At 60.2% G+C, this 21,158-nt stretch carries 20 protein-coding genes; 7 read left to right on the top strand and 13 right to left on the bottom strand.

Translation table 11 applies throughout. The annotated features are described in order from the left end of the window. Nucleotides 1-25: 25 nt before the first annotated feature. From AB4K19_RS14240 to AB4K19_RS14280, 9 genes are all read right to left on the bottom strand, one after another. The gene (locus tag AB4K19_RS14240) at nucleotides 26-913 is read right to left on the bottom strand and encodes an NAD(P)-dependent oxidoreductase (protein WP_436398107.1); all 888 of its coding nucleotides are present in this window, start codon (nucleotides 911-913) and stop codon (nucleotides 26-28) included. Between the two features lie 28 nt (nucleotides 914-941). Then, entirely contained in the window at nucleotides 942-1,358 is a 417-nt protein-coding gene (locus AB4K19_RS14245) for a GlcG/HbpS family heme-binding protein (RefSeq protein WP_375228975.1), read from the bottom strand. Beyond that, nucleotides 1,358-2,278, bottom strand: coding sequence for an SMP-30/gluconolactonase/LRE family protein (locus AB4K19_RS14250; RefSeq protein ID WP_375228976.1), 921 nt, complete (start codon nucleotides 2,276-2,278; stop codon nucleotides 1,358-1,360). The genes AB4K19_RS14245 and AB4K19_RS14250 overlap by 1 nt, the downstream gene beginning before the upstream one ends. Nucleotides 2,279-2,374: 96 nt before the next feature. After that, a complete protein-coding gene (locus AB4K19_RS14255; protein ID WP_375228977.1) occupies nucleotides 2,375-3,523 on the bottom strand; it encodes a substrate-binding domain-containing protein in 1,149 nt (382 codons plus the stop codon). Between the two features lie 80 nt (nucleotides 3,524-3,603). Continuing rightward, nucleotides 3,604-4,731: an ABC transporter permease gene (locus tag AB4K19_RS14260; protein WP_375228978.1), complete on the bottom strand. Its 1,128-nt coding sequence runs from the start codon at nucleotides 4,729-4,731 to the stop codon at nucleotides 3,604-3,606. Beyond that, nucleotides 4,728-5,489, bottom strand: coding sequence for an ATP-binding cassette domain-containing protein (locus tag AB4K19_RS14265; protein WP_375228979.1), 762 nt, complete (start codon nucleotides 5,487-5,489; stop codon nucleotides 4,728-4,730). Before AB4K19_RS14265 ends, AB4K19_RS14260 begins: the two co-directional genes overlap by 4 nt. 74 nt (nucleotides 5,490-5,563) lie before the next feature. Further along, nucleotides 5,564-6,613: a substrate-binding domain-containing protein gene (locus tag AB4K19_RS14270; RefSeq protein ID WP_375228980.1), complete on the bottom strand. Its 1,050-nt coding sequence runs from the start codon at nucleotides 6,611-6,613 to the stop codon at nucleotides 5,564-5,566. A gap of 27 nt (nucleotides 6,614-6,640) precedes the next feature. Continuing rightward, nucleotides 6,641-7,663, bottom strand: coding sequence for an ABC transporter permease (locus tag AB4K19_RS14275; RefSeq protein ID WP_375228981.1), 1,023 nt, complete (start codon nucleotides 7,661-7,663; stop codon nucleotides 6,641-6,643). Continuing rightward, entirely contained in the window at nucleotides 7,650-9,179 is a 1,530-nt protein-coding gene (locus AB4K19_RS14280; RefSeq protein WP_375228982.1) for a sugar ABC transporter ATP-binding protein, read from the bottom strand. Before AB4K19_RS14280 ends, AB4K19_RS14275 begins: the two co-directional genes overlap by 14 nt. Before the next feature lie 145 nt (nucleotides 9,180-9,324). On the opposite strand from AB4K19_RS14280, the gene AB4K19_RS14285 reads away from it, so the two are divergent. After that, nucleotides 9,325-10,356, top strand: coding sequence for a LacI family DNA-binding transcriptional regulator (locus AB4K19_RS14285; RefSeq protein WP_375228983.1), 1,032 nt, complete (start codon nucleotides 9,325-9,327; stop codon nucleotides 10,354-10,356). On the opposite strand, the gene AB4K19_RS14290 is transcribed toward AB4K19_RS14285, so the two are convergent. Beyond that, the gene (locus tag AB4K19_RS14290; protein ID WP_375228984.1) at nucleotides 10,344-11,216 is read right to left on the bottom strand and encodes an isocitrate lyase/PEP mutase family protein; all 873 of its coding nucleotides are present in this window, start codon (nucleotides 11,214-11,216) and stop codon (nucleotides 10,344-10,346) included. The genes AB4K19_RS14285 and AB4K19_RS14290 overlap by 13 nt on opposite strands. Before the next feature lie 161 nt (nucleotides 11,217-11,377). Here AB4K19_RS14290 and AB4K19_RS14295 point away from each other — a divergent pair, with 161 nt between their 5' ends. Beyond that, nucleotides 11,378-12,874 (top strand): mannitol dehydrogenase family protein, encoded by a 1,497-nt coding sequence (locus AB4K19_RS14295; protein WP_375228985.1) that lies wholly within the window; start codon nucleotides 11,378-11,380, stop codon nucleotides 12,872-12,874. 11 nt (nucleotides 12,875-12,885) lie between these two features. On the opposite strand, the gene AB4K19_RS14300 is transcribed toward AB4K19_RS14295, so the two are convergent. Beyond that, nucleotides 12,886-13,785 (bottom strand): LysR substrate-binding domain-containing protein, encoded by a 900-nt coding sequence (locus tag AB4K19_RS14300; protein ID WP_436398114.1) that lies wholly within the window; start codon nucleotides 13,783-13,785, stop codon nucleotides 12,886-12,888. A 97-nt stretch (nucleotides 13,786-13,882) separates the two neighbouring features. Here AB4K19_RS14300 and AB4K19_RS14305 point away from each other — a divergent pair, with 97 nt between their 5' ends. Beyond that, nucleotides 13,883-14,656 (top strand): SDR family oxidoreductase, encoded by a 774-nt coding sequence (locus tag AB4K19_RS14305; RefSeq protein ID WP_375228987.1) that lies wholly within the window; start codon nucleotides 13,883-13,885, stop codon nucleotides 14,654-14,656. A gap of 10 nt (nucleotides 14,657-14,666) precedes the next feature. Here the strand turns inward: AB4K19_RS14305 and AB4K19_RS14310 are convergent, their stop codons facing one another. Further along, the gene (locus tag AB4K19_RS14310) at nucleotides 14,667-15,164 is read right to left on the bottom strand and encodes a gluconokinase (protein WP_375230901.1); all 498 of its coding nucleotides are present in this window, start codon (nucleotides 15,162-15,164) and stop codon (nucleotides 14,667-14,669) included. 2 nt (nucleotides 15,165-15,166) lie between these two features. Next, entirely contained in the window at nucleotides 15,167-15,925 is a 759-nt protein-coding gene (locus AB4K19_RS14315) for an SDR family oxidoreductase (protein WP_375228988.1), read from the bottom strand. A 107-nt stretch (nucleotides 15,926-16,032) separates the two neighbouring features. On the opposite strand from AB4K19_RS14315, the gene AB4K19_RS14320 reads away from it, so the two are divergent. The 4 genes from AB4K19_RS14320 to AB4K19_RS14335 all read left to right on the top strand — a co-directional run bounded on the left by AB4K19_RS14320 (nucleotide 16,033) and on the right by AB4K19_RS14335 (nucleotide 21,132). Next, a complete protein-coding gene (locus tag AB4K19_RS14320) occupies nucleotides 16,033-17,064 on the top strand; it encodes an L-idonate 5-dehydrogenase (RefSeq protein ID WP_375228989.1) in 1,032 nt (343 codons plus the stop codon). Between the two features lie 113 nt (nucleotides 17,065-17,177). Next, nucleotides 17,178-18,578 carry an NADP-dependent phosphogluconate dehydrogenase gene (gene gndA, locus AB4K19_RS14325; RefSeq protein ID WP_375228990.1) on the top strand — a complete coding sequence of 467 codons (1,401 nt, stop codon included), beginning with the start codon at nucleotides 17,178-17,180 and terminating at the stop codon, nucleotides 18,576-18,578. Nucleotides 18,579-18,586: 8 nt separating this feature from the next. After that, complete coding sequence (locus AB4K19_RS14330) at nucleotides 18,587-19,336, top strand: sulfite exporter TauE/SafE family protein (protein WP_436398120.1); 750 nt, start codon at nucleotides 18,587-18,589, stop codon at nucleotides 19,334-19,336. A gap of 83 nt (nucleotides 19,337-19,419) precedes the next feature. Further along, nucleotides 19,420-21,132, top strand: coding sequence for an AMP-binding protein (locus AB4K19_RS14335; protein ID WP_436398123.1), 1,713 nt, complete (start codon nucleotides 19,420-19,422; stop codon nucleotides 21,130-21,132). Nucleotides 21,133-21,158: the final 26 nt, after the last annotated feature.

Here is a 21,158-nt window from a genome sequence, read left to right on the forward strand (position 1 = left end):
ACTCCGAACAGAAGCTGGTCTGACCTCAAACGCTGATCTCCTCTCCTGCACCACGGAAAAACTCCATGACAGCGGCCTGATCCTCGCCCCCGAGACCCGCGGCGGTCAACATCCTGTGGATCTCGGCACACAGCGCGGTCATCGGCATCGACGTGCCCGTGGATCTCGCAAGGTCCTGCACTGCGTTCAGATCCTTGACCATATTGTCGATCCGGCCCGTGCGGCGATAGTCCCGCGTCGCAAACCGTGGCAAATATTCCTGCAACAGCGCGCTGTCTGCACGCCCCCCCTTGAGCGCCAGCGGAATTTTTTCGGCATCCACGCCCGCGTCCTGCGCGAGCTGGGTCGCTTCAGCAACGGCCAGAAACCCGAGACCGCAGAGCACCTGATTGATCAGTTTGGTTGTCTGTCCGGCGCCGGACGGTCCCATATGCGTATAATTCGCCGCGACATGCCGCAGTGCACGATGCGCTTTTTCCACCGCATCCGCCTCGCCGCCTGCCATAAGGGTCAGCTCACCCGTCAGCGCTTTGGGCGCACCTCCGGAAAGCGGGCTGTCCACCCACATCAGACCTTTCTCAGCCGCCCGGGCCGCGAGATCACGCGTTGCATCCGGCGCAATGGACGACATGTCGATGATTACCGTACCGGGACGCGCGCCTTCTGCGATGCCACCCGCCCCAAAAGCGGCGATCTCGACAATATGGGCGGCATTCAGGCTGGTGATCACAAAGTCCGCGTCTTTGACTGCTTCGGCAGCACTGGGTGCTGCAACACCGCCCTTTCCGACCAAAGCCGAAACTTTTTCAGCATCGAGATCAAAGACAGCAAGCTGGTTGCCCGTTTCGAGCAGACGTGTACCGATCGCACCGCCCATTGCCCCCGCACCAATCAGTGCAATCCGTTCACTCATGCTCATTCTCCGGTTCTGAAATTGATTGTCAGACGTCCGCACCGACTGCGGCAAGGGCCGCGCCTGCGACGGCAAGATCCTGGTCAGGGCTTCCTGATCCGACGCCGATACCGCCAAGCAGCGCGCCGTCGATCCGGATCGGCAGACCGCCACCAAGTCCGGTCATCTCGCCTTCTGTTGCCGCAGCAATCGCGGGGCGCACGGCCTCCGGAATGCCTGTGGTTGGTCCGCCCGTGGATGCCGCCGTGCGTGCCTTTGACCGCGCGCTTTTCCGGCTGAGAAATTTGGCGCCGGTCATACGGATTTCACCCAGCAGTTCGCCACTGGCGTCCACAATGACAATGCACTGCGGCTGGCTGATTTCCTCCGCCTTGCTGACCGCAGCCTGAAGCATGGCCAGCACGCCGGTGTGAGTCAGTACACTGCTGCTTCGGGTGAACTCCATCAGCGGGCCCCGTTCACGTTAAGATAAACCGAGTACAGCGACGTTGTTCCGCAAATGAACAGCCGGTTAAGCTTGGGTCCGCCAAAACAGACATTCGCCACCATCTCTGGGATATGCACTTTGCCGATCAGCTCGCCCTGCGCATTCAGGCAATGCACGCCATCTGCAGCAGAAGTCCAGATCCGGCCATCCCTGTCGAACCGGAACCCGTCGAAAACACCCTCGGTACATTCGGCGATGACCCCGCCCTCCGACAGGGTATTATCCGCGGACACGTTGTGCCGCCGGATGTGTCTGGGTCCATCTGCATCATGCGTAATGCCCGTGTCCGCAATGAACAGTGCGCTTTCGTCCGGCGAGAAAGCCAGACCATTTGGTTTGACATAATCGTCGGCAACGATGCGGATCTCGCCGGTCTCGGGATGAACGCAATAGACATGGCAGGCACCGATTTCACTCTCGGCGCGGTCGCCCTCGTAGTCCATCATGATGCCGTAGGACGGATCAGTGAACCAGATTGTGCCGTCCGATTTCACCACAACATCATTGGGTGAGTTCAGACGCTTCCCCTCAAAACTGTCGGCGATGACAGTGATACTGCCATCATGTTCTGTGCGCGTCACGCGCCGCGCAAGATGTTCGCAGGACACCATGCGCCCCTGCCCATCGACCGTGTTGCCGTTTGAGTTGTTGGAAGGTTGTCGGAACACCGAAACCGACCCGTCGGTCTCGTCCCAGCGCATCATCCGGTTGTTCGGAATGTCGGACCAGACAAGATAGCGGCCTGCGGCGAACCAGACCGGCCCCTCCGACCAGCGCGCGCCTGTCCAGAGACGTTCGACCCGTGCGTGCCCGATCAGGCAGCTGCCAAATTCCGGCGCCAGCTCTTCAAAACCTGTGCCCTCAATCACCCCGAACATTTCCGTATTCTCCTTTGACTGCAGAGCGGTACCGTCGCTCCTGCGGGTACCGATACAGTAAAACAGGCGCCGGTGCGACCGGCGCCTGTTGTTGTCTCAGCGGTCGAGTGCACCGACGCCCGAGAAGCGGAAAGCTTCCTGTTCCAGGGCGTTGAGTTCATCTGCGCTCATCTGATCATGTGCCACGGTGATGCGGCCCAGGAAGACAAACGGAAGGTCACCGGCACGGTCTTCCATGTCTGCTTTGATTGCTTCGGCTGTAGCAGCACCCACATCGTCGCCCATGCGCATTGGCGTGGCATCCAGTTCACCGCGGCGGATGGCGTCCAGTTCAAGACCCGTTCCGCCCCAGCCCGTGGAGAAGATTTCCTTTTCCTTGCCAACGGACACCTGTGCCTCAACCGAGCCCATCGCCATCGCGGTATTTGCATTATGGATGATCTTAGCTTCGGGATAGGACTGCAGGATCAGCGACGTACCGGCGAAACCGCCTTCACGCTGATATTCACCATAGTGCTCGTACACGGTGGTCCAGCCCGCTTTTTCTTCGACGCATGCTTTGAAATCACCGGAACGCTGGTTGTCCGTGATGCCCGGGATCCCGCGGTTCATCGCCATCGTGACACCTTCACCCAGACGCCCGATCATGTAGTCACACATGGTCAAAGCGCCGGCAGCGGACGAAAAGTCGAACCAGGCTGCGGGCTGATGCTCGAGCTCTTTGAGCGGTGTATGGAATGCCCAGACATACGTGGTCAGATCGTCGGTTTCTGCAGCCAGCTTTGAGATATTGTCGGCCTGGATCGCCAGCTCGGACGGACCAAAGATAACGTAGTCATATATGTCTTTGTCGAGGACCACCTGGTTGGCGTAGGTCGTCTGCAGCGAATGCTCGATCTGGCGCGACGCGAATTCAGTGGTCTCATACTGAATGCCGAGCTCATCGAGACGCTTGGTCATCGCCAGATAGTTACGTGCCCAGAAGTCAGAGGTATCAGACGAGGGATAGATCAGAGCAATCTGGATCGGCGCGTCCTGCGAACCGGAGAACTTCACCGCTTCGCTGCCAACGACGGCCTGCATCGCTTCGAGCTTGCCTTCTGCGTTCACTTCATCGGGCACCCAGTAATCGCGGTCCGCAATGTCAGGCAGTTCCTTGAGCGGCAGTGTGGCATGGCCATCCGCGAAGGCCATTGTGCCAAAGGCAACCGACGCGGCCAGAATTGTAGTTGTCATAAGTTTCATTTGATTTCCTCCCATTGGAAAATTTGTGCACCGGGGCCGGCTTCAGTTGCTGCCACCCCCGGCATCACCTCTTTGTGCCGTCAACCGCTGGGCGCGGTTTCACCGGCAAAAATTCCACCGATTGCCAGCAGAGCAATCAGCAGGCCAATCAGCAGTGCGGAGAACCGCACAAGCTTCTGGCCTTCAGCTGTTTTGAGATCGGCAAACCAGCCGCCCGAGCCATCACGGTCCTTTTTCTGGATCCAGGCATAGAGAGCGACGGAGCTGATGATCACGAAACCGGACGCCACAGGCTGCCAGAAAAACTCGATCCGCAGTGTGACGAGAGCATTCAGCATCATCGCCAGCAGCAACACGCCCGAGAACGACCCGATGATCGACGCGCGCCCACCGAACAGGGACGTACCACCCACAACCACCGCCGCAATGACGTGCAGATTGAAGAAGGGCGCCATGGTGGCCTGAATAGCGTTCTGCTTGCCGGTCAGCATCAGTCCTGCCAGCGCCGCACAGGCACCGCAAAGGACATAGGCATAGACCTTGTGACGTTTCACCCCGATGCCGGTCAGCTCAGCAGATTCCGGGCTCGACCCGATAGCGACCGTGTAACGGCCAAAGTGTGTCCGCTTCAGAATGTAGTACCCGGCAACCATCGTCAGCATGCCGATGACGGCAGGCGTCGGAATAAAGAAAGGCGTCTGCCCCCGGCCCATTTCTGTCAGCACATCCGGAAAGCGCGCGAGAACCAGACCCTTGGCCAGCAAGAGTGCCAGGCCTTTGTAGACAAGGTCCATCGCCAGCGTACCGATGAGGTCAGGCACATTGAACCGTGTGATCACCAGTCCGTTGATCAGCCCGAGCAGTGCCCCGATGGTCAGCGCAATCGGAATGCCGACATAGATCGAAAACCCGAACTGTTTGACCAGAAAGGCCATGATAATGGCCGACAGCACCGCGACCGATCCGACGGACAGGTCAATACCGCGCTGGGTGATGACAAAGGTCATCGCCATGGCCATCGGCATGTAAAGCGCGGCGTCCTGAAGGATAAGCTCCAGGTTGCTGATCCGGAAAAACCGTTCCGGCGACGCTATGGCCATGAACAGGAAGATGGCAAAGATCATCGCCATCGGCGCAATTACCGCCATGTAAGGCTCAAGCCGTTCAGTCAGCGGTGTCTTTTCGTTTGTCGCAACTGCGGTATTCATGCCGCGTCCTCCTTGGCACCAACGATCATGCCCAGAACTTCCTGGGTTGAGCTTTCGGCAGTGAGTGCTACTCCGACACACTGACCACGGCGCTGAACGTGAACTCGGTCTGCCACTTCGAAAACGTCATCCAGTGAGTGACTGATCAGGATCACAGCGAGGCCCTGTTCCTTGAGTGATTTGATCAGTTTCAGCGTGCGCGCAGTTTCCTGCGGCCCAAGCGCAGCAGTCGGTTCATCCATGACCAGCACCCGCAGTCCCTCGTGGTAAACGGCGCGGGCGATCGCTACGGCCTGACGCTGACCACCTGACAGGCTGTCGGTCTGCACATCCAGCGACCTCAGCCGCACGCCAAGACGCTCCATCAGAACCCTTTCGGTTTCCGAGCGCATCCTTTTGTTGTCCAGCACTGTGATGCCGAACAACTTTTTGGTCAGCTCATTGCCCAGAAACATGTTGGCCGCCGGATCAAGGTGATCCGCCAGTGCCAGTGTCTGGTACACCGCGTCGATGCCTGCTTTCGCAGCGTCAGCGTGGTTCGAGAATTCGGCCTTTTCGCCATCTATGTGGATTGAGCCCTCCGTGGGTTGATAAACACCGGTCAGGACTTTGATCAGCGTCGATTTACCAGCGCCGTTGTCGCCAACGATCGCAAGCACCTCTCCGGCATAGGCGGTCAGGTCGACGTCAGAGAGCGCCGTGACACCACCAAACCGTTTGGTGATCCCGCGCATTTCGACCAGGGGGGTGTCTGCCATTGCAGCCTCCGCTTGATGAATGGATGGAAAAAGAGGCGGCAGGCAAATGGTGACACCCGCCGCCTCAGGGAGAATTACTTACCCCAGATCGCGGAATAGGACTCGCGGTAAGGGCTGTCCGGATCGAACGCATTGCTGTCGCCCAGCTTGGCCAGGCCTTCCTGCGTGACCAGCGCCGGAGCCGTTACATAGCCAGAGCACGCCTCGCCCTGGATGGCGCGGTTCAGCTCGTCAACGAGCTGCCAGCCCTGCAGGTTCAGCGGTTCAGCTACAGTGATCGCCTGGTACTGCGCCCCGCGGATCCGCTGGAATGCCGCCTCAGACCCGTCACCCGCAGACCCAGCCTTCGGAGAACCGGACCCCTGGATGCCAGCGGCTGCAAGTGCCGGACCCATGAAGTCAAAATACAGGTCGTTGATGGCCAGCGCATGCGTCCAGCTGGAGCCGTATTTCTGCAGCAGGCTGGTTGTCAGTGGCCCCATGCGGGTCGACGTGTCAGCAATCGGCGTATCGACATATTCCAGGACCTTGCCGCCGTTCGCTTCGATCGTCTCTTTGATCCGATCAGCTTTGTCGATGGCGATCTGGTAGGTGCTGTCCGTAAAGATCACCACGCCGATTTCTTCGCCTCCGTCTTCGAGCGCCCACTCAGCAGCAACCTCAGACACTGTCATGGCGTCGGTCGAGACGTTCGCGAAAATACCACCCGGCGCATCACAGCCGATCTTGGGTCCGGAGTGCCAAGCCACCATCGGAATGTTCGCCGCAACAACGCCTTCGAGCGCTGCCTGCTGTTCGACAGCATCAAACCCGTTAATGATCAGGCCATCAGGCTGCAGCGCAAGCGCCTGACCGATAGCCGCCGTGCGGCCCTGGACAGACCCTGCGCCATCAAGGACGCGCACGTCCCATCCGATCGCTTCCGCAGCTTCCTCAACACCGTTTGTTACGCCGAGAATACCGCCGTTTTTCAGATCGCCCGCGAGCACGACGATGGTTTTGTCAGCTGCAGCAGCCGGACCGGATGTGGGACCATCGAATGCGGTCTCTGCTGTGACCGGCATGCCGAGCCCTGCCATCAGAGCTGTTGCTGCCATTGTATTCAGGAATGTTCTTTTCAGCATAGTTTCCTCCCAGAAGCTGAATGGATTTTATTTCTTTGCAGCGCCCTTTCGGCGCTGCGCGTAGCCCGCGATGCCAATGGCCACGAGCAGGGTGACCCCGTTGAAGAGTGGTTCTACCCAGAAAGAGCCGCCGAACTGCTGAATGCCGGAAATGCCGACCGCAAGGATCGCGACACCCACGATTGTGCCCCAGACGTTGACCCGGCCTGGTTTGATTGTCGTTGATCCGAGGAATGCGCCGACAAGAGCCGGCAGCAGGAACTCAAGGCCCACAGAGGCCTGACCAATCCGCAGTTTGGACGCCAGCAGAACACCCGCCAGAGCCGTCATTGTGCCCGAGGTCGCAAAAGCTGCGATCACGTATTTCCGTGTGGGGATACCATTGAGCTGAGCCGCGCGCTGGTTGGCCCCGATTGCATAAAGATAGCGGCCAACGGGTGTGTATTCGAGCACGATCCACATGATCAGCGTGATCGCGATCAGATAATAACCGGTGATCGGGATGCCCATGACAAAGGTCGTGCTGAGCGCATAAAAGCCGTCTGGCAACACGCCGACCATCTGGCGGCCGCCGGTGTGCCAGAGCGCAAGGGCATAAAGCACAGTGCCCGTGCCCAGGGTAGCAATGAAGCTGTCAATCCGGGCCACTTCGACCAGAAGGCCGTTCAGAAACCCGGACAACGCACCCAGCATCAGAACAATTGCAACGGCCATCGGCCAGGGCAGGCCCAGCATGGTCTGCAGGCTGATCGCCAGAATGTGCCACAGCACGATACCGTATCCGACGGTCAGATCGATCCGGCCCGCAGCCATCGGGATCATCGCGCCAAGCGACAGCAGAGCAATGATTGCTTTGTCCGAGATAATCGCCCGCAGGTTCAGCATCGTCGGGAAGGTGTTCGGCAGAAGAACCGAGAACAGCAGAATCAGCAGGCCGGTCAGAATGACGAGGCCATAGACCGGCAGGAGGCGCATCAGGCGTTTGCCGGTGCTCAGATCGTTCATTTCCGCGCGGGTCGGTTCAAGTGCCCCGGATTCAAGCGATTGCATTGGTATGCTCCTCCCCGGAGGCGATATTCCCGGCCGAAGCCGACTGGATCAGGTTTTCGGTGGTCAGGCGGCTGCCGGAAAGCTCGTCAACGATCGCGCCCTGGCTGAAGACAATTGCCCGGTGGCAGATGGTCGCTATCTCCTCAAAGTCGGTGGAGACAACAAGGATCCCGATACCTTCTGCAAGAGCACGGTTCAGCAACGCATAGATTTCTGCTTTGGCCCCCACATCGACACCCGCTGTCGGGTCCTCGCAAAGAAGCAGTCTGCGTTTGGTCGCAAGCCAGCGGCCAATGACAACTTTCTGCTGGTTGCCGCCCGACAGCGCTTCGATGGCAAGTGTCGGGTCATTGGGCGACAGGCCAAGATCATCGCCGATTTCCGAGGCCTGTTCCGCCTCGCGCGCGGGCATCATCAGGCTCAGCAGGCCCCGGCCGAGAGCCGCTGGGTTCAGAAACGTATTTTCGCGGATCGTGAGATTCATCGCAACGGATTCTTCGGTACGGTCCCTTGCGACCAGGCCAATCCCGGAATTCAGCGCAGCCTGCGGGCTGGCCAGATCAGGCGTCTCACCGTTCAGTGTTACTGCCCCGGTATGCTGCTCCAGCCCGAAAAGGGCCCGCGAAATATCCTCGTGACCCGCGCCGCGCAAACCCACGAGACCGACAATTTCATTCCGCTTGAGCGTAAACGAAAGCGGGCCGACCTCGCCGACACCGACGTCCTGCAACTTCAGAATGTCCTGCCCCGGCGCGTCTTCTGATTTCAGCGTGGCGCGTGTTTTGCGGCCAACAATCTTTTGAACCAGTTCTTCGGGCGTTGTGTGCGCGATGCTGCGCACGCCAACCATGGCACCGTCCCGCAGAACAGCGACCCGGTCCGCAATCTGGAAAATTTCATCAAGACGGTGGCTGACGTAAATCATGCCAACGCCACGTTCCCGAAGCGGGCGCAGCGCCTCAAACAGGCGTCCGACCTCATCCGCCGGCAGCGAAGCGGTTGGCTCATCAAGTACGAGAAACTCGCTGTCGACGGCCAGCGCACGCGCAATCGCTACAAGCGATTTTTCAGTACGGGTCAGATCTTCGACCCGTGTCGTGGGGTCAAACGTGCAGTCGACCTTCAGCAGCGCTTCAGCCGCAAAGGATTCGACCTGCGCCCAGCGGATCATACCGCCCTTGCGGGAGTAACCCAGCGCCAGAGCGATATTCTCAGCGACAGTCATCCACTCGATCAGGCCAAGGTCCTGGTGAATGAACGCAACCTTCTGCCGCTCGCCGAAACCGGCCGGCCGGTGCGTATAGGGCACACCGTCAATGAGCACCTGACCCGCGTCCGGAGAATGGATACCACCGAGCACTTTGATCAGCGTGGATTTACCCGCACCGTTCTCACCCAGCAACGCCACGATTTCGCCGCGGCCGACCGACAACGACACATCCCGCAGCGCATATGTACCGCCGAAATGCTTGTCGATGCTGTCAAAGAACAGACCCTGTTGCAGGTGCTCTGCCATGTTTCCTCCCCATGCGGCTGTTGCCACATCACCGGTCACAGGAGACTTGATGAAAAATCGCGTTACCCGTAACGTAGGCCTATCGTCGGCTTGAAGCGCCGGGGAAGTCAAGAAAAAAGTTACCGGTAACGCAACTCGGGGTAGAATGGCGGATAAACCAAATAAAAACAACAAGGTAAGCCTCGCAGAAGTCGCCCGCGCGGCCGGTGTTTCGAAGATGACCGCGAGCCGGGTGCTGCGCAGCGAAGGTGGCTATTCTGAAAAGACGCGCGTCAGGGTGATGACCCAGGTTGACCAGCTCGGCTACCTTCCGAATCGTCTCGCGACCGTTTTCGCGGGCGACCAGTCATCGACTTTTGTCGGCGTTTCCATTCCTGATCTGGGCAATGAGGTCTTTGCGCAGGTGCTCGAAGCGATTGACCGGAAGCTTGGAAGTTTCGGACATCAGACCGTTCTGGGTCTGACGCAGCACACCCACGAGGAAGAAGAAAACTGGATCCGCACGGTTCTGTCCTGGCAGCCTGCCGGACTGATCCTGACCGGGCGGTACCATTCCGTGCGGGCGCTCGAGATGCTGCGCAATTCCGGTGTGCCCGTCGTCGAAATCTGGGATCTGAACTCCAGCCCCCTCGATATGAGCGTTGGTATCAACCATTTCGACTGTGGTTTCGAGATGGGACGGTTCCTGATCAGCTGCGGCTACCGCTCGCTGGGCTTTGTGGGCACATCGCATGACACCGCGAATGCCGCAACCGCGCGTCTGGAAGGATTCACCAAAGCGGTTGAGGATGGCGGCGGCCAGGTTGTCCGCCAGCTGTGCCTGCATGACACTGCGGCGTTCTACCCGGGGTTTTATGGAACAGAGCAGCTTCTTGCCTCTCAGCGCAATGTCGAGTGTGTGTTCTACCAGAACGATTCAATGGCCTTTGGTGGCTTGCAGTACTGTGACCAGCGCGGCATGCGCGTCCCAGAGGATATCGGCATCGCCGGGTGGGGCGACCTGCCGGTGGCTTCGGTTCTGAAAAAGCGTCTGACCTCTATGCATGTGCCCCATCTGAAACTGGGTCAGGCGGCCGCAGAGCTGATGATCGCGCGCCTGTCTGGCGAACCGGTGCCGAACACACGGGACATCGGATACCGGCTTATCCCTGGCTCAACCGTACTTCAGCGGCGGTAACGGTCTTCTGCCTCATAGTAGGCATCGAAACCGACACGGCGGCGCAATTCGTCAAAGGGCATCAGCCCTCCTGTGTGGTCCCCGCCCGCCTTCAGCGCCTGCAACGTGTCACACATCGCCCGCATCGCTGCCGACAGGCACGCCAGAGGGTAGGCCGCAATTGCGAACCCCATTTCTTCCAGCTCCGCCGGAGGCAGTACAGGTGTCTGCCCGCCCTCCAGCATGTTGGCCACGGTGGGCACCGGGACCTCGGCGCATATCGTACGCATTTCCTCTTTGTTGAAGGGCTCTTCGACAAAGACGATATCCGCGCCAAGTTCCGCGAACATCTGCGCCCGGGCAATCGCCTCCGACAGACCAAGGTCCCGGCGTGCGTCCGTGCGGGCCTTAATCAGGATGTCTGCCCTGCCGCGTGCCGCAGTTGCGGCCCGGATCCGGTCAAATGCTTCCTCCCGGTCCACCACAGCCTTTCGCGCGGTGTGTCCGCAGCGCTTGGGGGACAGCTGATCCTCAATCATGACACCGGCGCATCCCGCGCGCGCAAACCCCTCCACTGTGCGTTCCACGTTCATCGGATTGCCATACCCGGTGTCGCCGTCGACCATCATCGGGATTGAGATTCCTTCCATCACGTTGCGCGCCTGGTCCAGCACCTCGCCATAGCTCATCAAACCAACGTCCGGCGCACCGATCCTGCTGACAGAGGCAGAAAATCCGGACAAAAAGGTCAGATCAAACCCGCTCTGTTCGACAAGACGCGCGGATATCCCGTCAAAGCAGCAGGGCATCATGATCATGCCCTCCCCGGACAATAATTGTCTCAGGTGGTCGGCCTGGCGGTTCGGCAACTGATCGGACACGATAACTCTCCTGTTCTTCCCGGCCCATGGCCCCGATTGACACGAAGCCCCGGCACCCTGACACTGTCAGTTTTTCCAACCGCTGTCAGCGCCCGATAGGCGCAACAGCATACGGGGTGCGGCACTTTACATTGCCGCAGGTTCTGAAGGATTGTGCGCGTATGACATCACCCGAACACCCCGCCAGTCTGTCACCTGAAACACCCATGAAGCCAGGCATTGATGGGCCGGACTACGACCCGGAAGCTCATGGAACCGGCATCGTGCATATTGGCCCCGGCGCTTTTCACCGCGCGCACCAGGCCATTTTCACCGATGATGTACTTGCCAGACATGGCGGCGACTGGCGCATCTGTGGTGTCAGCCTGCGCAGTACCGAAAGCGTCGATGCGCTGAACCGTCAGGAGGGCCGTTACAGCCTGGAGATCAGGGGACAGAACGGCACAGACCGCCGGGTCATCGGCAGCATTTCCGGCGCACTTGCCGCCGCGCGGGGCATTGAGCCAGTGCTGGATATGCTCGCGGCACCGTCTATGCGTATAGTCAGCCTGACGGTAACCGAAAAAGCCTACGGCATCCTGCGCGGGACCGGCACAGTGGACCGCAACCATCCCGCGATTTCAGCAGATCTCGCCCGCCCGGATGCGCCGGAAGGTGTCGTGGGTCTGATCGTGGCCGGTCTTGCACGGCGCAAGGCTGCGGGACTGCCCCCCTACACCGTTCTGTGTTGCGACAACCTGCCGTCAAACGGGGCACTGCTGCGCGCCGGGGTGCTTGATTTTGCCGCCGCATGTGACGCAGGTCTGGCGGCGTGGATCGCGGAGTATGGCGCTTTTCCGTCCACGATGGTGGATCGCATCACGCCGGCAGCAACGCCCGAACTGCTTGACCGGACAGAAAGCGCCCTCGGCGCAAGGGACGCCGTCGTCGTCGAAACAGAGCCTTTCAGCCAGTGGGTTGTGGAAGACGCCTTCTGCAACGGCCGTCCGCGCTGGGAAGATGCGGGGGTGCTTTTTGTGCCGGATGTCGCACCCTATGAGAAAATGAAGCTCCGGATGCTGAACGGGACGCATTCGCTGATTGCCTATGCCGGATTTCTCTGTGGTCACACCTATGTGCGGGACGTGATGGCAGATGCAGCCCTGAACCGGCTGGCAACGGATCATATGCGGTCTGCGGCTGGCACCCTGCCGCACCTCGCAGCGGTTGATTTTGATGACTACGCGCGCGCCTTGCAGGCAAGGTTTGAAAACCCTGCGATTGCGCATGAGACCTATCAAATTGCGATGGATGGCAGCCAGAAAATGCCACAGCGCATCTTTGAACCGGCCATGGAAGCACTGGGCACGGATCAGGACGCCGGGACCTTTGCCATCGCAACGGCGGCGTGGATGCGGTACTGCGCCGGGACTGTCGATGGTCGCACCTATGCACTGCGTGACCCTCTTGAAGCGGACATCCGTGCAGTCTGCGATCATGCCGGACAGAGCGCCGCGGCTGTGTTTGACGGGATCGCGGCACTGCCATCCCTAATGCCCCAGACGCTTTCCGGTAATCCGGTCTGGCGGGACAATGTCGTCCGGTGCCTGTCACACCTGATGCAGCGCCGGTCTGCCAAAGAAATGCGGGCGGCTTTCACACAGATGGCGGGCGGCTGACCCCACGCGTTTCACCTGTTGCGCAGTTCTGCCCGCAGGAAATCCAGCGTCGCCCGGACTTTCCGCGGCAGAAAAGAGCGGCTGGGGTAGAGCGCCCAGGCACCGGTAGAGAAACCGGTCGCGGTGCATTGCCAGTCCGGAAACAACTGCGTCAGATTCCCGTCCCTGAGATCACCCGCCACCAGCCAGTCAGGCAGAAGAGCCGGCCCCAATCCGCTGATCGCCGCGCTGCGCAGCGACAAGGCACTGCGGGTGAGAAACCACCCATCGACCGGCACCCCGAAAGGCTCATCCCTGCCTTTGCGAAAGATCCAGCGGTCGCGATACCCCGGCAGCGCGGAACGCAGACAGGCCATCTGTGCCAATGACCCTGGGTGATCAGGTTCGCCGAATTGTGCCATCCAGCCCGGTGACGCGCAGACCAGATACCGTGTCTGCATCAAACGGGTGCTGATCAGATCGCCCCTCGGCGCATCTGCCAGCCTGATGGCCAGATCAATTCCGTTCGCTACCAGATCAGTATTTGCATCCTCCGGGATCAGTTCCAGCGTAATTCCGGGAAACCGCTCCCGAAAAGAAGGCAAAAGCGGCAGAAGACAAACCTCGGAAAAGGCGACGGACGCGGTCAGGCGCAACAGTCCGGACGGCGCGCCGCCCTCGCCGCGTGCGTCCTCTGCCGCCTGACTCAGCCCGTCGAGCAAGGGCGTTATCCTCTCCAGATATGCCGAACCGGCTCCCGTGACCGCCATGCGTCGCGTCGTGCGCTGAAACAGGCGAAACCCAAGCTGTGCTTCGGTCGCGGCCACACTGCGGGAGACAGCTGACGGGTCGAGATCCAGTGCTCTCGCGGCAGCGGCAAAACTGCCGAGACGCGCGACCAGCGCTGCCATTCTCAGATCATCAGAATTCATTCATGTATTTTATGCACTATTGTTTTGCTAATTATACCATTTTTTACATGTAAAAGCACGCTTAGCTTCTCCGGGAAACCAGACAGGAGCATGAAACATGCAATACTCCAACAAAACGGTGGTTATCACCGGCGCCAGCCGCGGCATCGGCGCAGCCACTGCCAAACACTTTGCCACCCTCGGCGCGACAGTGGTTCTGGCGGCAAGATCCACGAATGACATCACCCGCATTACGGAACAGATCCGCGGGGATGGTGGCAGGGCGGACGCCATCGCCTGTGACGTCAGCCGATATGAGGACATCGCAGCGCTCGAAGAACACGCACGCGAGAAGTACAAACAGATTGATATGTGGGTCAGCAACGCCGGACTGATAGACCCTATCGCACGTCTTGCTGACAGCGACCCCGCGGCATGGTCTCTGGTGGCTGATGTGAACCTGAAGGGGGTCTATTACGGCCTGCGCGCCGCACTGCCCGGCATGATCGGCGCGGGAGGGGGCACATTTGTTCACATCAGTTCCGGGGCGGCGACCAGCGCTCTTGAAGGCTGGAGCCACTACTGCGCGACCAAAGCCGCAGTGCTGTCACTCACGCGGGTGGCCGACAAGGAATACCGCGACCAGGGAGTCAGGGTGGTCGGCCTGTCACCGGGCACCGTCGCTACGGACATGCAGTCAGCGATCCGCGCTTCCGGCATCAATCCGGTCAGCCAGCTGGACTGGTCCGCGCATATTTCGCCCGCCGACGTAGCCAAAGCCATTGCCTGGCTGGGCACACAGGCGGCTGATCCATGGCTCGGGCAGGATTTCTCACTGAAAACGCCGGACGGGCGCGCGGCAGCAGGGCTTGCACCGCTGGCGACAGGATAAAGGCTGCAGCCTAGGACGCGGCCCCGATCTTCGCCGCAATCCGGGCGACAATCTCGGCTTCGCTGCGATCTATATCGACAGTCAGGGCCAGCTCATCCGCAGCCGGCGGCTCCAGCGCGGCAAACTGACTGTCGAGCAGGGAAAGCGGCATGAAATGGCCCTCCCGGGCGGACATGCGGCTGGCGATCAGCTCCCGGCTGCCCGCAAGGTGCAGAAACATCACTGGCGACCCTGCACCATTTCGGATCGTGTCACGGTACCCCCGTTTCAGCGCGGAGCACCCCATAACAACACTGGTATCGCCCGCCTTCATGCGGGCGGCTACAGCCGTCAGCCATGGGGCGCGATCCTCATCATTCAGCGGTTCACCCCGCGCCATCTTGGCCACGTTGGCCGGTGGATGCAGATCATCAGCGTCGACGAATTCCGCGCCGATGGCAGCGGCCAGCCCCTGTCCCACAGAGGTCTTCCCACAGCCGGAAACGCCCATCACCACGTAGTGACGCATGCTCACAGAGATGCCGTGATTCCACCGTCGACGAAAACAGTGGTGCCATTCACGAAGGAAGACGCATCCGACGCAAGGAAGATACAGGTGCCAACCAGTTCCTCGACATTGCCCCAGCGGCCCGCAGGCGTGCGTTTTTCGAGCCATGCGGAGAACTCTGGGTCGGCAACGAGTGCCGCATTCAGCGGTGTGTCGAAGTATCCGGGTGCCAACCCGTTGCACTGAAGGCCGTGTTTCGCCCAGTCGGTCGCCATGCCTTTGGTCAGGTTCGCAACCGCCCCCTTGGTCATCGTGTAGGGCGCGATCCCGGGACGGGCAAGCGCAGTCTGCACCGATGCGATATTGATGATCTTGCCCTTGCCGCGCCCGATCATATGCCGGGCACAGGCCTGGCCTACATGAAACACACTGGCGATATTCGTCTGCATCAGCCGCTCAAACGCGTCAGCCGGGAAATCTTCCAGCGGGGTGCGGTGCTGCATGCCTGCGTTGTTGACCAGAATATCAATCGGTCCGGTGTCCGCTTCAAAACCATCGACAGCCGCGCGCACGGCATCATGGTCGGTCGCATCAAAAGCAAGCTGATGAACACCTTCTCCCAGCTGTGCTGCGGCATCAGACAGTTTTGCCGTATCCCGCCCGTTCAGAACGATTTCGGCACCAGCAGCCTGCAGCCCTTTGGCCAGGGCGAAACCGATACCCTGCGAAGAACCGGTGATGAGCGCACGGCGCCCGGTCAGATCAAACAAGCTCAGGCTCATACTACGTCTCTTTCTGCTCGACTTTCTGGATGTTCTCAATTTATGTTACCGTTAACACAGCTTGTCAAGTGACCCTCCGGCACATGTGCCGCCGCAAAGGAAACCCAATGAAGTCCGTCGTCATTCACGCTCCCAAAGACCTGCGCATCGAAGAACACGAATCTCCGTCTCCGGGACCGGGTGAAGTTGGGATCGCCGTCGCCGCGGGCGGCATCTGCGGGTCAGATCTGCATTACTACAACCACGGCGGCTTTGGCACCATCCGCATCCGCGAACCAATGGTGCTCGGCCACGAGGTATCCGGTCGCGTTACCGAACTGGGCGCCGGGGTGACCGGCCTGTCGGTTGGTGATCTGGTGGCCGTTTCCCCTTCCAGACCCTGCTACCAGTGCAGCTATTGCAACGAAGGCCTGCACCAGCACTGCCTGAACATGCGGTTTTATGGATCTGCGATGCCGTTTCCACATATTCAGGGCGCTTTCCGGCAGCACATCGTTGTCGATCCGCGCCAATGCGCACCAGCGGGCGATCTTAGTGCAGGTGAGGCCGCCATGGCCGAGCCTCTGGCAGTCTGTCTTCACGCCGCGCGCCAGGCCGGCGGATTGCTGGGCAAGCGTGTTCTGGTGACCGGCTGCGGCCCCATCGGGCTGTTGTGTATCCTCGTCGCCCGGCGCGCCGGTGCTGCCGAGATCGTGGCGACAGACCTGACAGACTTCACGTTGCAGATGGCGGCCACCAACGGCGCGGACCGTGTGATCAACTCCGGCACCGAACCGGAGGCGCTGAGCGCCTATGAAGCTGACAAGGGGCACTTTGACGTATTGTTTGAATGCACCGGTGTTGCACAGGCCCTCGCCGCGGCAATTGCTGCCATGCGACCGCAGGGCGTCATAATGCAGCTCGGGCTGGGCGGTGATATGAACCTGCCGGTCCAGGCTCTGACAGCCAAAGAGCTCCAGTTGCGCGGCTCGTTCCGGTTTCACGAGGAATTCTTCACCGGCGTAGAACTGATGCGCAAAGGCCTGCTTGATGTGCGCCCGCTGATTACCCAGACAATGGGGATGGATGATGCCGTTGCGGCCTTTGAAGTGGCCAGCGACCGGACACAGGCGATGAAAGCGCAGATCACCTTTGACTGAATGCCCCGGCTGACCGGTTCACCCTTTCCCTTTATGCATCCGCGTGGATAAGATCGCGGCAATAAAACGGACCGCATCTGACTGCGGCGCCGAAACACAGGAGACACCCTTCCATGGCAAGCGAAATCGGCCTGATCGGCCTCGGGACAATGGGCGCAGCCCTGGCGCTCAATATTGCGGAGAAAGGCTTTGATATTTCTGTCTTTAACCGCACCACTCAGGTCACGCGTGACTTTGCCTCGGGTGCCGGTGACCTGGCAGAGCGCATTACGCCGACCGAAAGCCTGGAAGACCTGGTGCAATCCATTGCAACGCCCCGCGCTATTATCCTGATGGTGCCCGCCGGTGACCCGGTTGATGCCCAGATCGAAGCGCTGCGGCCTTTGCTGGGACCGGATGATCTCATTATCGACTGCGGTAACGCGAATTTTCATGACACCAACCGCCGGGCACGCGAAGCGACCGGGCCATTCCTTGGTGTGGGTGTCTCCGGCGGAGAAGAAGGCGCGCGCCACGGCCCTGCGATCATGGGCGGCGGCAAACGCGAATACTGGGACCGCGTCGCGCATATTCTCGAAGCGATCAGCGCCAAATACGAAGGCACGCCCTGCGCCACCTGGATGGGCGAAGAAGGCGCCGGCCATTTCGTCAAGGCTGTACACAACGGCATTGAATACGCAGATATGCAGATGATCGCGGAAATCTATGGAATTCTGCGTGATGGTATGGGTCTTGAGGCGGCGGCCATCGGGTCGGTGTTCGACCGGTGGAACGAAGGGGTGCTCCGGTCGTATCTGGTCGAAATATCCGGCCGGGTGGCAGGGGCTGTGGACGACACGACAGGCGGGCCGTTGCTGGACGTCATCGTGGACGCGGCAGGTCAGAAAGGCACCGGGCGCTGGACAGTGATCGAAGCGCAGCACCTTGCAGCTCCCATTCCCGCCATTGAGGCCGCGGTGGTGGCGCGCAACCTGTCATCCCAACGCGACGCGCGCGCCGCCGGAGAGGCGCTCTTTGGCGCGGCCCCCCGCCACGTTCCGCATGACACGCTGAGCGAGGACGTCCTGGAAAAAGCCATGATCGCAGGCAAAATCCTGTGTTACGCGCAGGGATTTGCAATGATTTCTGCCGCGTCCGAGGCCTTTGGCTGGGAGCTGGCGCTGCCGGGTATCGCGCGGGTCTGGCGCGAGGGCTGCATCATCCGCTCCGACATGCTCAATGACATGGCCGAAGCTCTGACCGAAGACGCAGGTCGAAATCTGATGTTCGCCCCGGGCTTCGCAGATCATCTGAAATCCAGCCATGACGCCCTGCGTCAGGTCGTTGCACAGTCAGCGCTGCACGGCCTGCCAACACCGGCGCTCAGTTCTGGACTGACCTACTTTGATGCCATGCGCACACATCGCGGCACAGCCAATATGATCCAGGGCCAGCGCGACTACTTCGGGCTGCATGGCTTTGCGCGCCTGGATGACGGCAGCACAGGACAGCACGGGCCCTGGGCCCGGAACTGACCGGGCCGGTGGAGCTCTGGCCCCTGGTGCTGATGGCATCGGCCGCCTTTCTGGCGGCCGGTTGGGTCAAAGGCGTGGCCGGCATCGGCCTGCCCACAGCTGCCATCGCAATCATGACGCTGTTCACCGATCCAAGAACCGCGATCGCGCTGGTGATGTTTCCCATGATCGGGTCAAACGCCTGGCAACTGTGGCGCGGCGGGGAAATCCTGCGCACGGCAAAACGCTACTGGCTGTTTTCAGCAGTCCTGTTCACGGGTGTGGCTTTCACCGCGTTTTTGACCCGCGATACCGGTGACCGGTTCCTGCTCGCCGCACTGGGCGTTGTCATTCTGATCTTTGTTGCTGTCAGCTGGCGCAACATGGTGCCACCCCTGCCCGACCGGTGGGACAGGACGGCACAGATTGGCTTTGGCGTTTTCTCCGGGGTAATCGGCGGCATGACCGCAGCCTGGGGTCCCCCCATGGCGATGTATCTGGCGACCCGTCAGGTCGAAAAAGACGAATTTATCCGCGCCACCGGTTTCATGATTTTCATCGGCAGCCTGCCCCTGTGTTATGCCTATGCCAGACTGGGGTTTCTGACCGGCCCGCTCAGCGGTGTTTCCATCGCAATGCTGCTGCCCGCAATCGCAGGGTTTTCACTCGGCGAAATTCTGCGCCGAAAACTGACGGGCCAGGGGTTCCGAAACGCCATTCTGATCGTTTTTGTTTTCTTTGGCCTCAACCTGCTGCGACGAGCCATCTGGTACAGCTGACGCAAACCGGAACAGGTGGTGCCGTCAGACCTTTGTATTGCGTGCTCCCGCATCATATCTTCTGATCAGCACCGAAGAGCATCATGAAGGATGAGCCAATGATCCCCCACGACCGGCGGCCCCACAACGGTCTGTCCCATGTTCATGGCCGGACGGATACCCCGCTGCTCGATCTCACGCTGCCAGCCCTGCTGAAACAAACCGCCGAAGCGCGACCGGACCATCCGGCGGCCGTGTTTCGGGAACAGAAGATTCGGTGGAGCTACAGCAATCTGGCTCATCAGACGGACCGCCTCGCTGGCGGTCTGCTGCGGTTGGGCATCAGCAAAGGCGACCGGGTTGGCATATGGTCCCAGAACCGCGCGGAATGGCTGCTGACGCAGTTTGCCACAGCGCGCATCGGTGCCATTCTCGTCTGCATCAACCCTGCTTATCGCGTGTCGGAGCTTGAATATGCGCTGCGGAAAGTCGGATGCAGAGCACTGGTGACAGCCCGCCGGTTCCGCACATCCGACTACACCGGTATGGTTGAAACGCTGGCGCCCGAGCTGTCATCCGCAAAGCCCGGCGCGCTGCATGCCGAACGGCTTCCTGATCTTCGCGCGGTCGTCGTCATGGGCGATGATATCCCCGCAGGTATGATCGGGTTTGACGACCTTTGTGCAACAGGCGACGCTGTGCCAGCGGCAGAACTGGACAGCATATCGGCGCAGCTCGAACCGCATGATCCGATCAACATTCAGTACACATCCGGAACCACGGGCAGCCCCAAGGGCGCTTGCCTGACCCACCACAACATCATCAACAACGCGCATTTTGTGACCGAAACACTTGAAATGAATGACACGGACCGCCTGTGCATTCCCGTTCCCTTCTATCACTGTTTCGGCATGGTCATGGGCACCCTGGGCTGCGTCACAAAGGGCGCCACGATTGTCGTCCCCGGCGAAGCCTTTGATCCTGTGGCCACGCTCAGCGCAGTCGCAGAGGAACGCTGCACCGCACTTTACGGGGTGCCCACCATGTTCGTGAACCAGCTCGCACTGCCCGAATTCGACACCTGGGATCTGAGCAGCCTGCGTACAGGCATTATGGCAGGTGCGCCCTGCCCTGTCGAAATCATGCGCCAGGTGCAGGCCCGAATGAATATGACCGGCGTGACTATTGCCTACGGGATGACCGAAACCAGCCCTGTATCCTTTCAGAGCAACACCGATGACCCTCTGGAACAGCGGGTCTCGTCCGTAGGGCGCATTCACCCCCACGTCGAAGTCCGCATCATCGACGCAGAGGGGCAAACAGTGCCCACCGGCACCCAGGGAGAACTGCTGACCCGGGGATATTCGGTGATGAAAGGGTACTGGGAAGACGCAGACAAAACACATGACAGCATCGACGCAGACGGATGGATGCACACAGGTGATCTCGCCACGATGGACGCAGAGGGCTACGTGGCCATCACCGGACGTGTCAAAGATATGATCGTGCGGGGAGGCGAAAATATTTACCCGCGCGAGATCGAGGAATTCCTCTACACACACCCGGACGTCGCACAGGCTCAGGTTTTTGGCATCCCGGACCCGAAGTTCGGCGAGATCGTCTGTGCCTGGCTGGTCCTGCAGACGGATGCCCGGGCAACGCCCTCAGAAATCGCAGACTGGTGCCGTGAGAATATTGCGCATTACAAGGTGCCGGCACACATTTCCTTCCGCAGCGAATTGCCGATGACAGTGACCGGCAAACCGCAGAAGTTCATTATGCGCGACCAGATGGTGGCTGAGCTGGCATCAGACTGATGCCGCCCTTCCCTGCGCAGCAGGGT

The sequence above is a fragment of the Roseobacter phycocola genome, from assembly GCF_042055075.2.
Classification (GTDB): Bacteria; Pseudomonadota; Alphaproteobacteria; order Rhodobacterales; family Rhodobacteraceae; genus Roseobacter.

Coding starts and splice junctions, on each gene's coding strand:
- AB4K19_RS14240 (WP_436398107.1), bottom strand. CDS start 913: ATGAGTGAACGGATTGCACTGATTGGTGCGGGGGCAATGGGCGGTGCG.
- AB4K19_RS14280 (WP_375228982.1), bottom strand. CDS start 9,179: ATGGCAGAGCACCTGCAACAGGGTCTGTTCTTTGACAGCATCGACAAG.
- AB4K19_RS14305 (WP_375228987.1), top strand. CDS start 13,883: ATGCAATACTCCAACAAAACGGTGGTTATCACCGGCGCCAGCCGCGGC.
- AB4K19_RS14285 (WP_375228983.1), top strand. CDS start 9,325: ATGGCGGATAAACCAAATAAAAACAACAAGGTAAGCCTCGCAGAAGTC.
- AB4K19_RS14250 (WP_375228976.1), bottom strand. CDS start 2,278: ATGTTCGGGGTGATTGAGGGCACAGGTTTTGAAGAGCTGGCGCCGGAA.
- AB4K19_RS14315 (WP_375228988.1), bottom strand. CDS start 15,925: ATGAGCCTGAGCTTGTTTGATCTGACCGGGCGCCGTGCGCTCATCACC.
- AB4K19_RS14310 (WP_375230901.1), bottom strand. CDS start 15,164: ATGCGTCACTACGTGGTGATGGGCGTTTCCGGCTGTGGGAAGACCTCT.
- AB4K19_RS14245 (WP_375228975.1), bottom strand. CDS start 1,358: ATGGAGTTCACCCGAAGCAGCAGTGTACTGACTCACACCGGCGTGCTG.
- AB4K19_RS14295 (WP_375228985.1), top strand. CDS start 11,378: ATGACATCACCCGAACACCCCGCCAGTCTGTCACCTGAAACACCCATG.
- AB4K19_RS14300 (WP_436398114.1), bottom strand. CDS start 13,785: ATGAATTCTGATGATCTGAGAATGGCAGCGCTGGTCGCGCGTCTCGGC.
- AB4K19_RS14320 (WP_375228989.1), top strand. CDS start 16,033: ATGAAGTCCGTCGTCATTCACGCTCCCAAAGACCTGCGCATCGAAGAA.
- AB4K19_RS14335 (WP_436398123.1), top strand. CDS start 19,420: ATGAAGGATGAGCCAATGATCCCCCACGACCGGCGGCCCCACAACGGT.
- AB4K19_RS14275 (WP_375228981.1), bottom strand. CDS start 7,663: ATGCAATCGCTTGAATCCGGGGCACTTGAACCGACCCGCGCGGAAATG.
- AB4K19_RS14260 (WP_375228978.1), bottom strand. CDS start 4,731: ATGAATACCGCAGTTGCGACAAACGAAAAGACACCGCTGACTGAACGG.
- AB4K19_RS14255 (WP_375228977.1), bottom strand. CDS start 3,523: ATGAAACTTATGACAACTACAATTCTGGCCGCGTCGGTTGCCTTTGGC.
- AB4K19_RS14270 (WP_375228980.1), bottom strand. CDS start 6,613: ATGCTGAAAAGAACATTCCTGAATACAATGGCAGCAACAGCTCTGATG.
- gndA (WP_375228990.1), top strand. CDS start 17,178: ATGGCAAGCGAAATCGGCCTGATCGGCCTCGGGACAATGGGCGCAGCC.
- AB4K19_RS14265 (WP_375228979.1), bottom strand. CDS start 5,489: ATGGCAGACACCCCCCTGGTCGAAATGCGCGGGATCACCAAACGGTTT.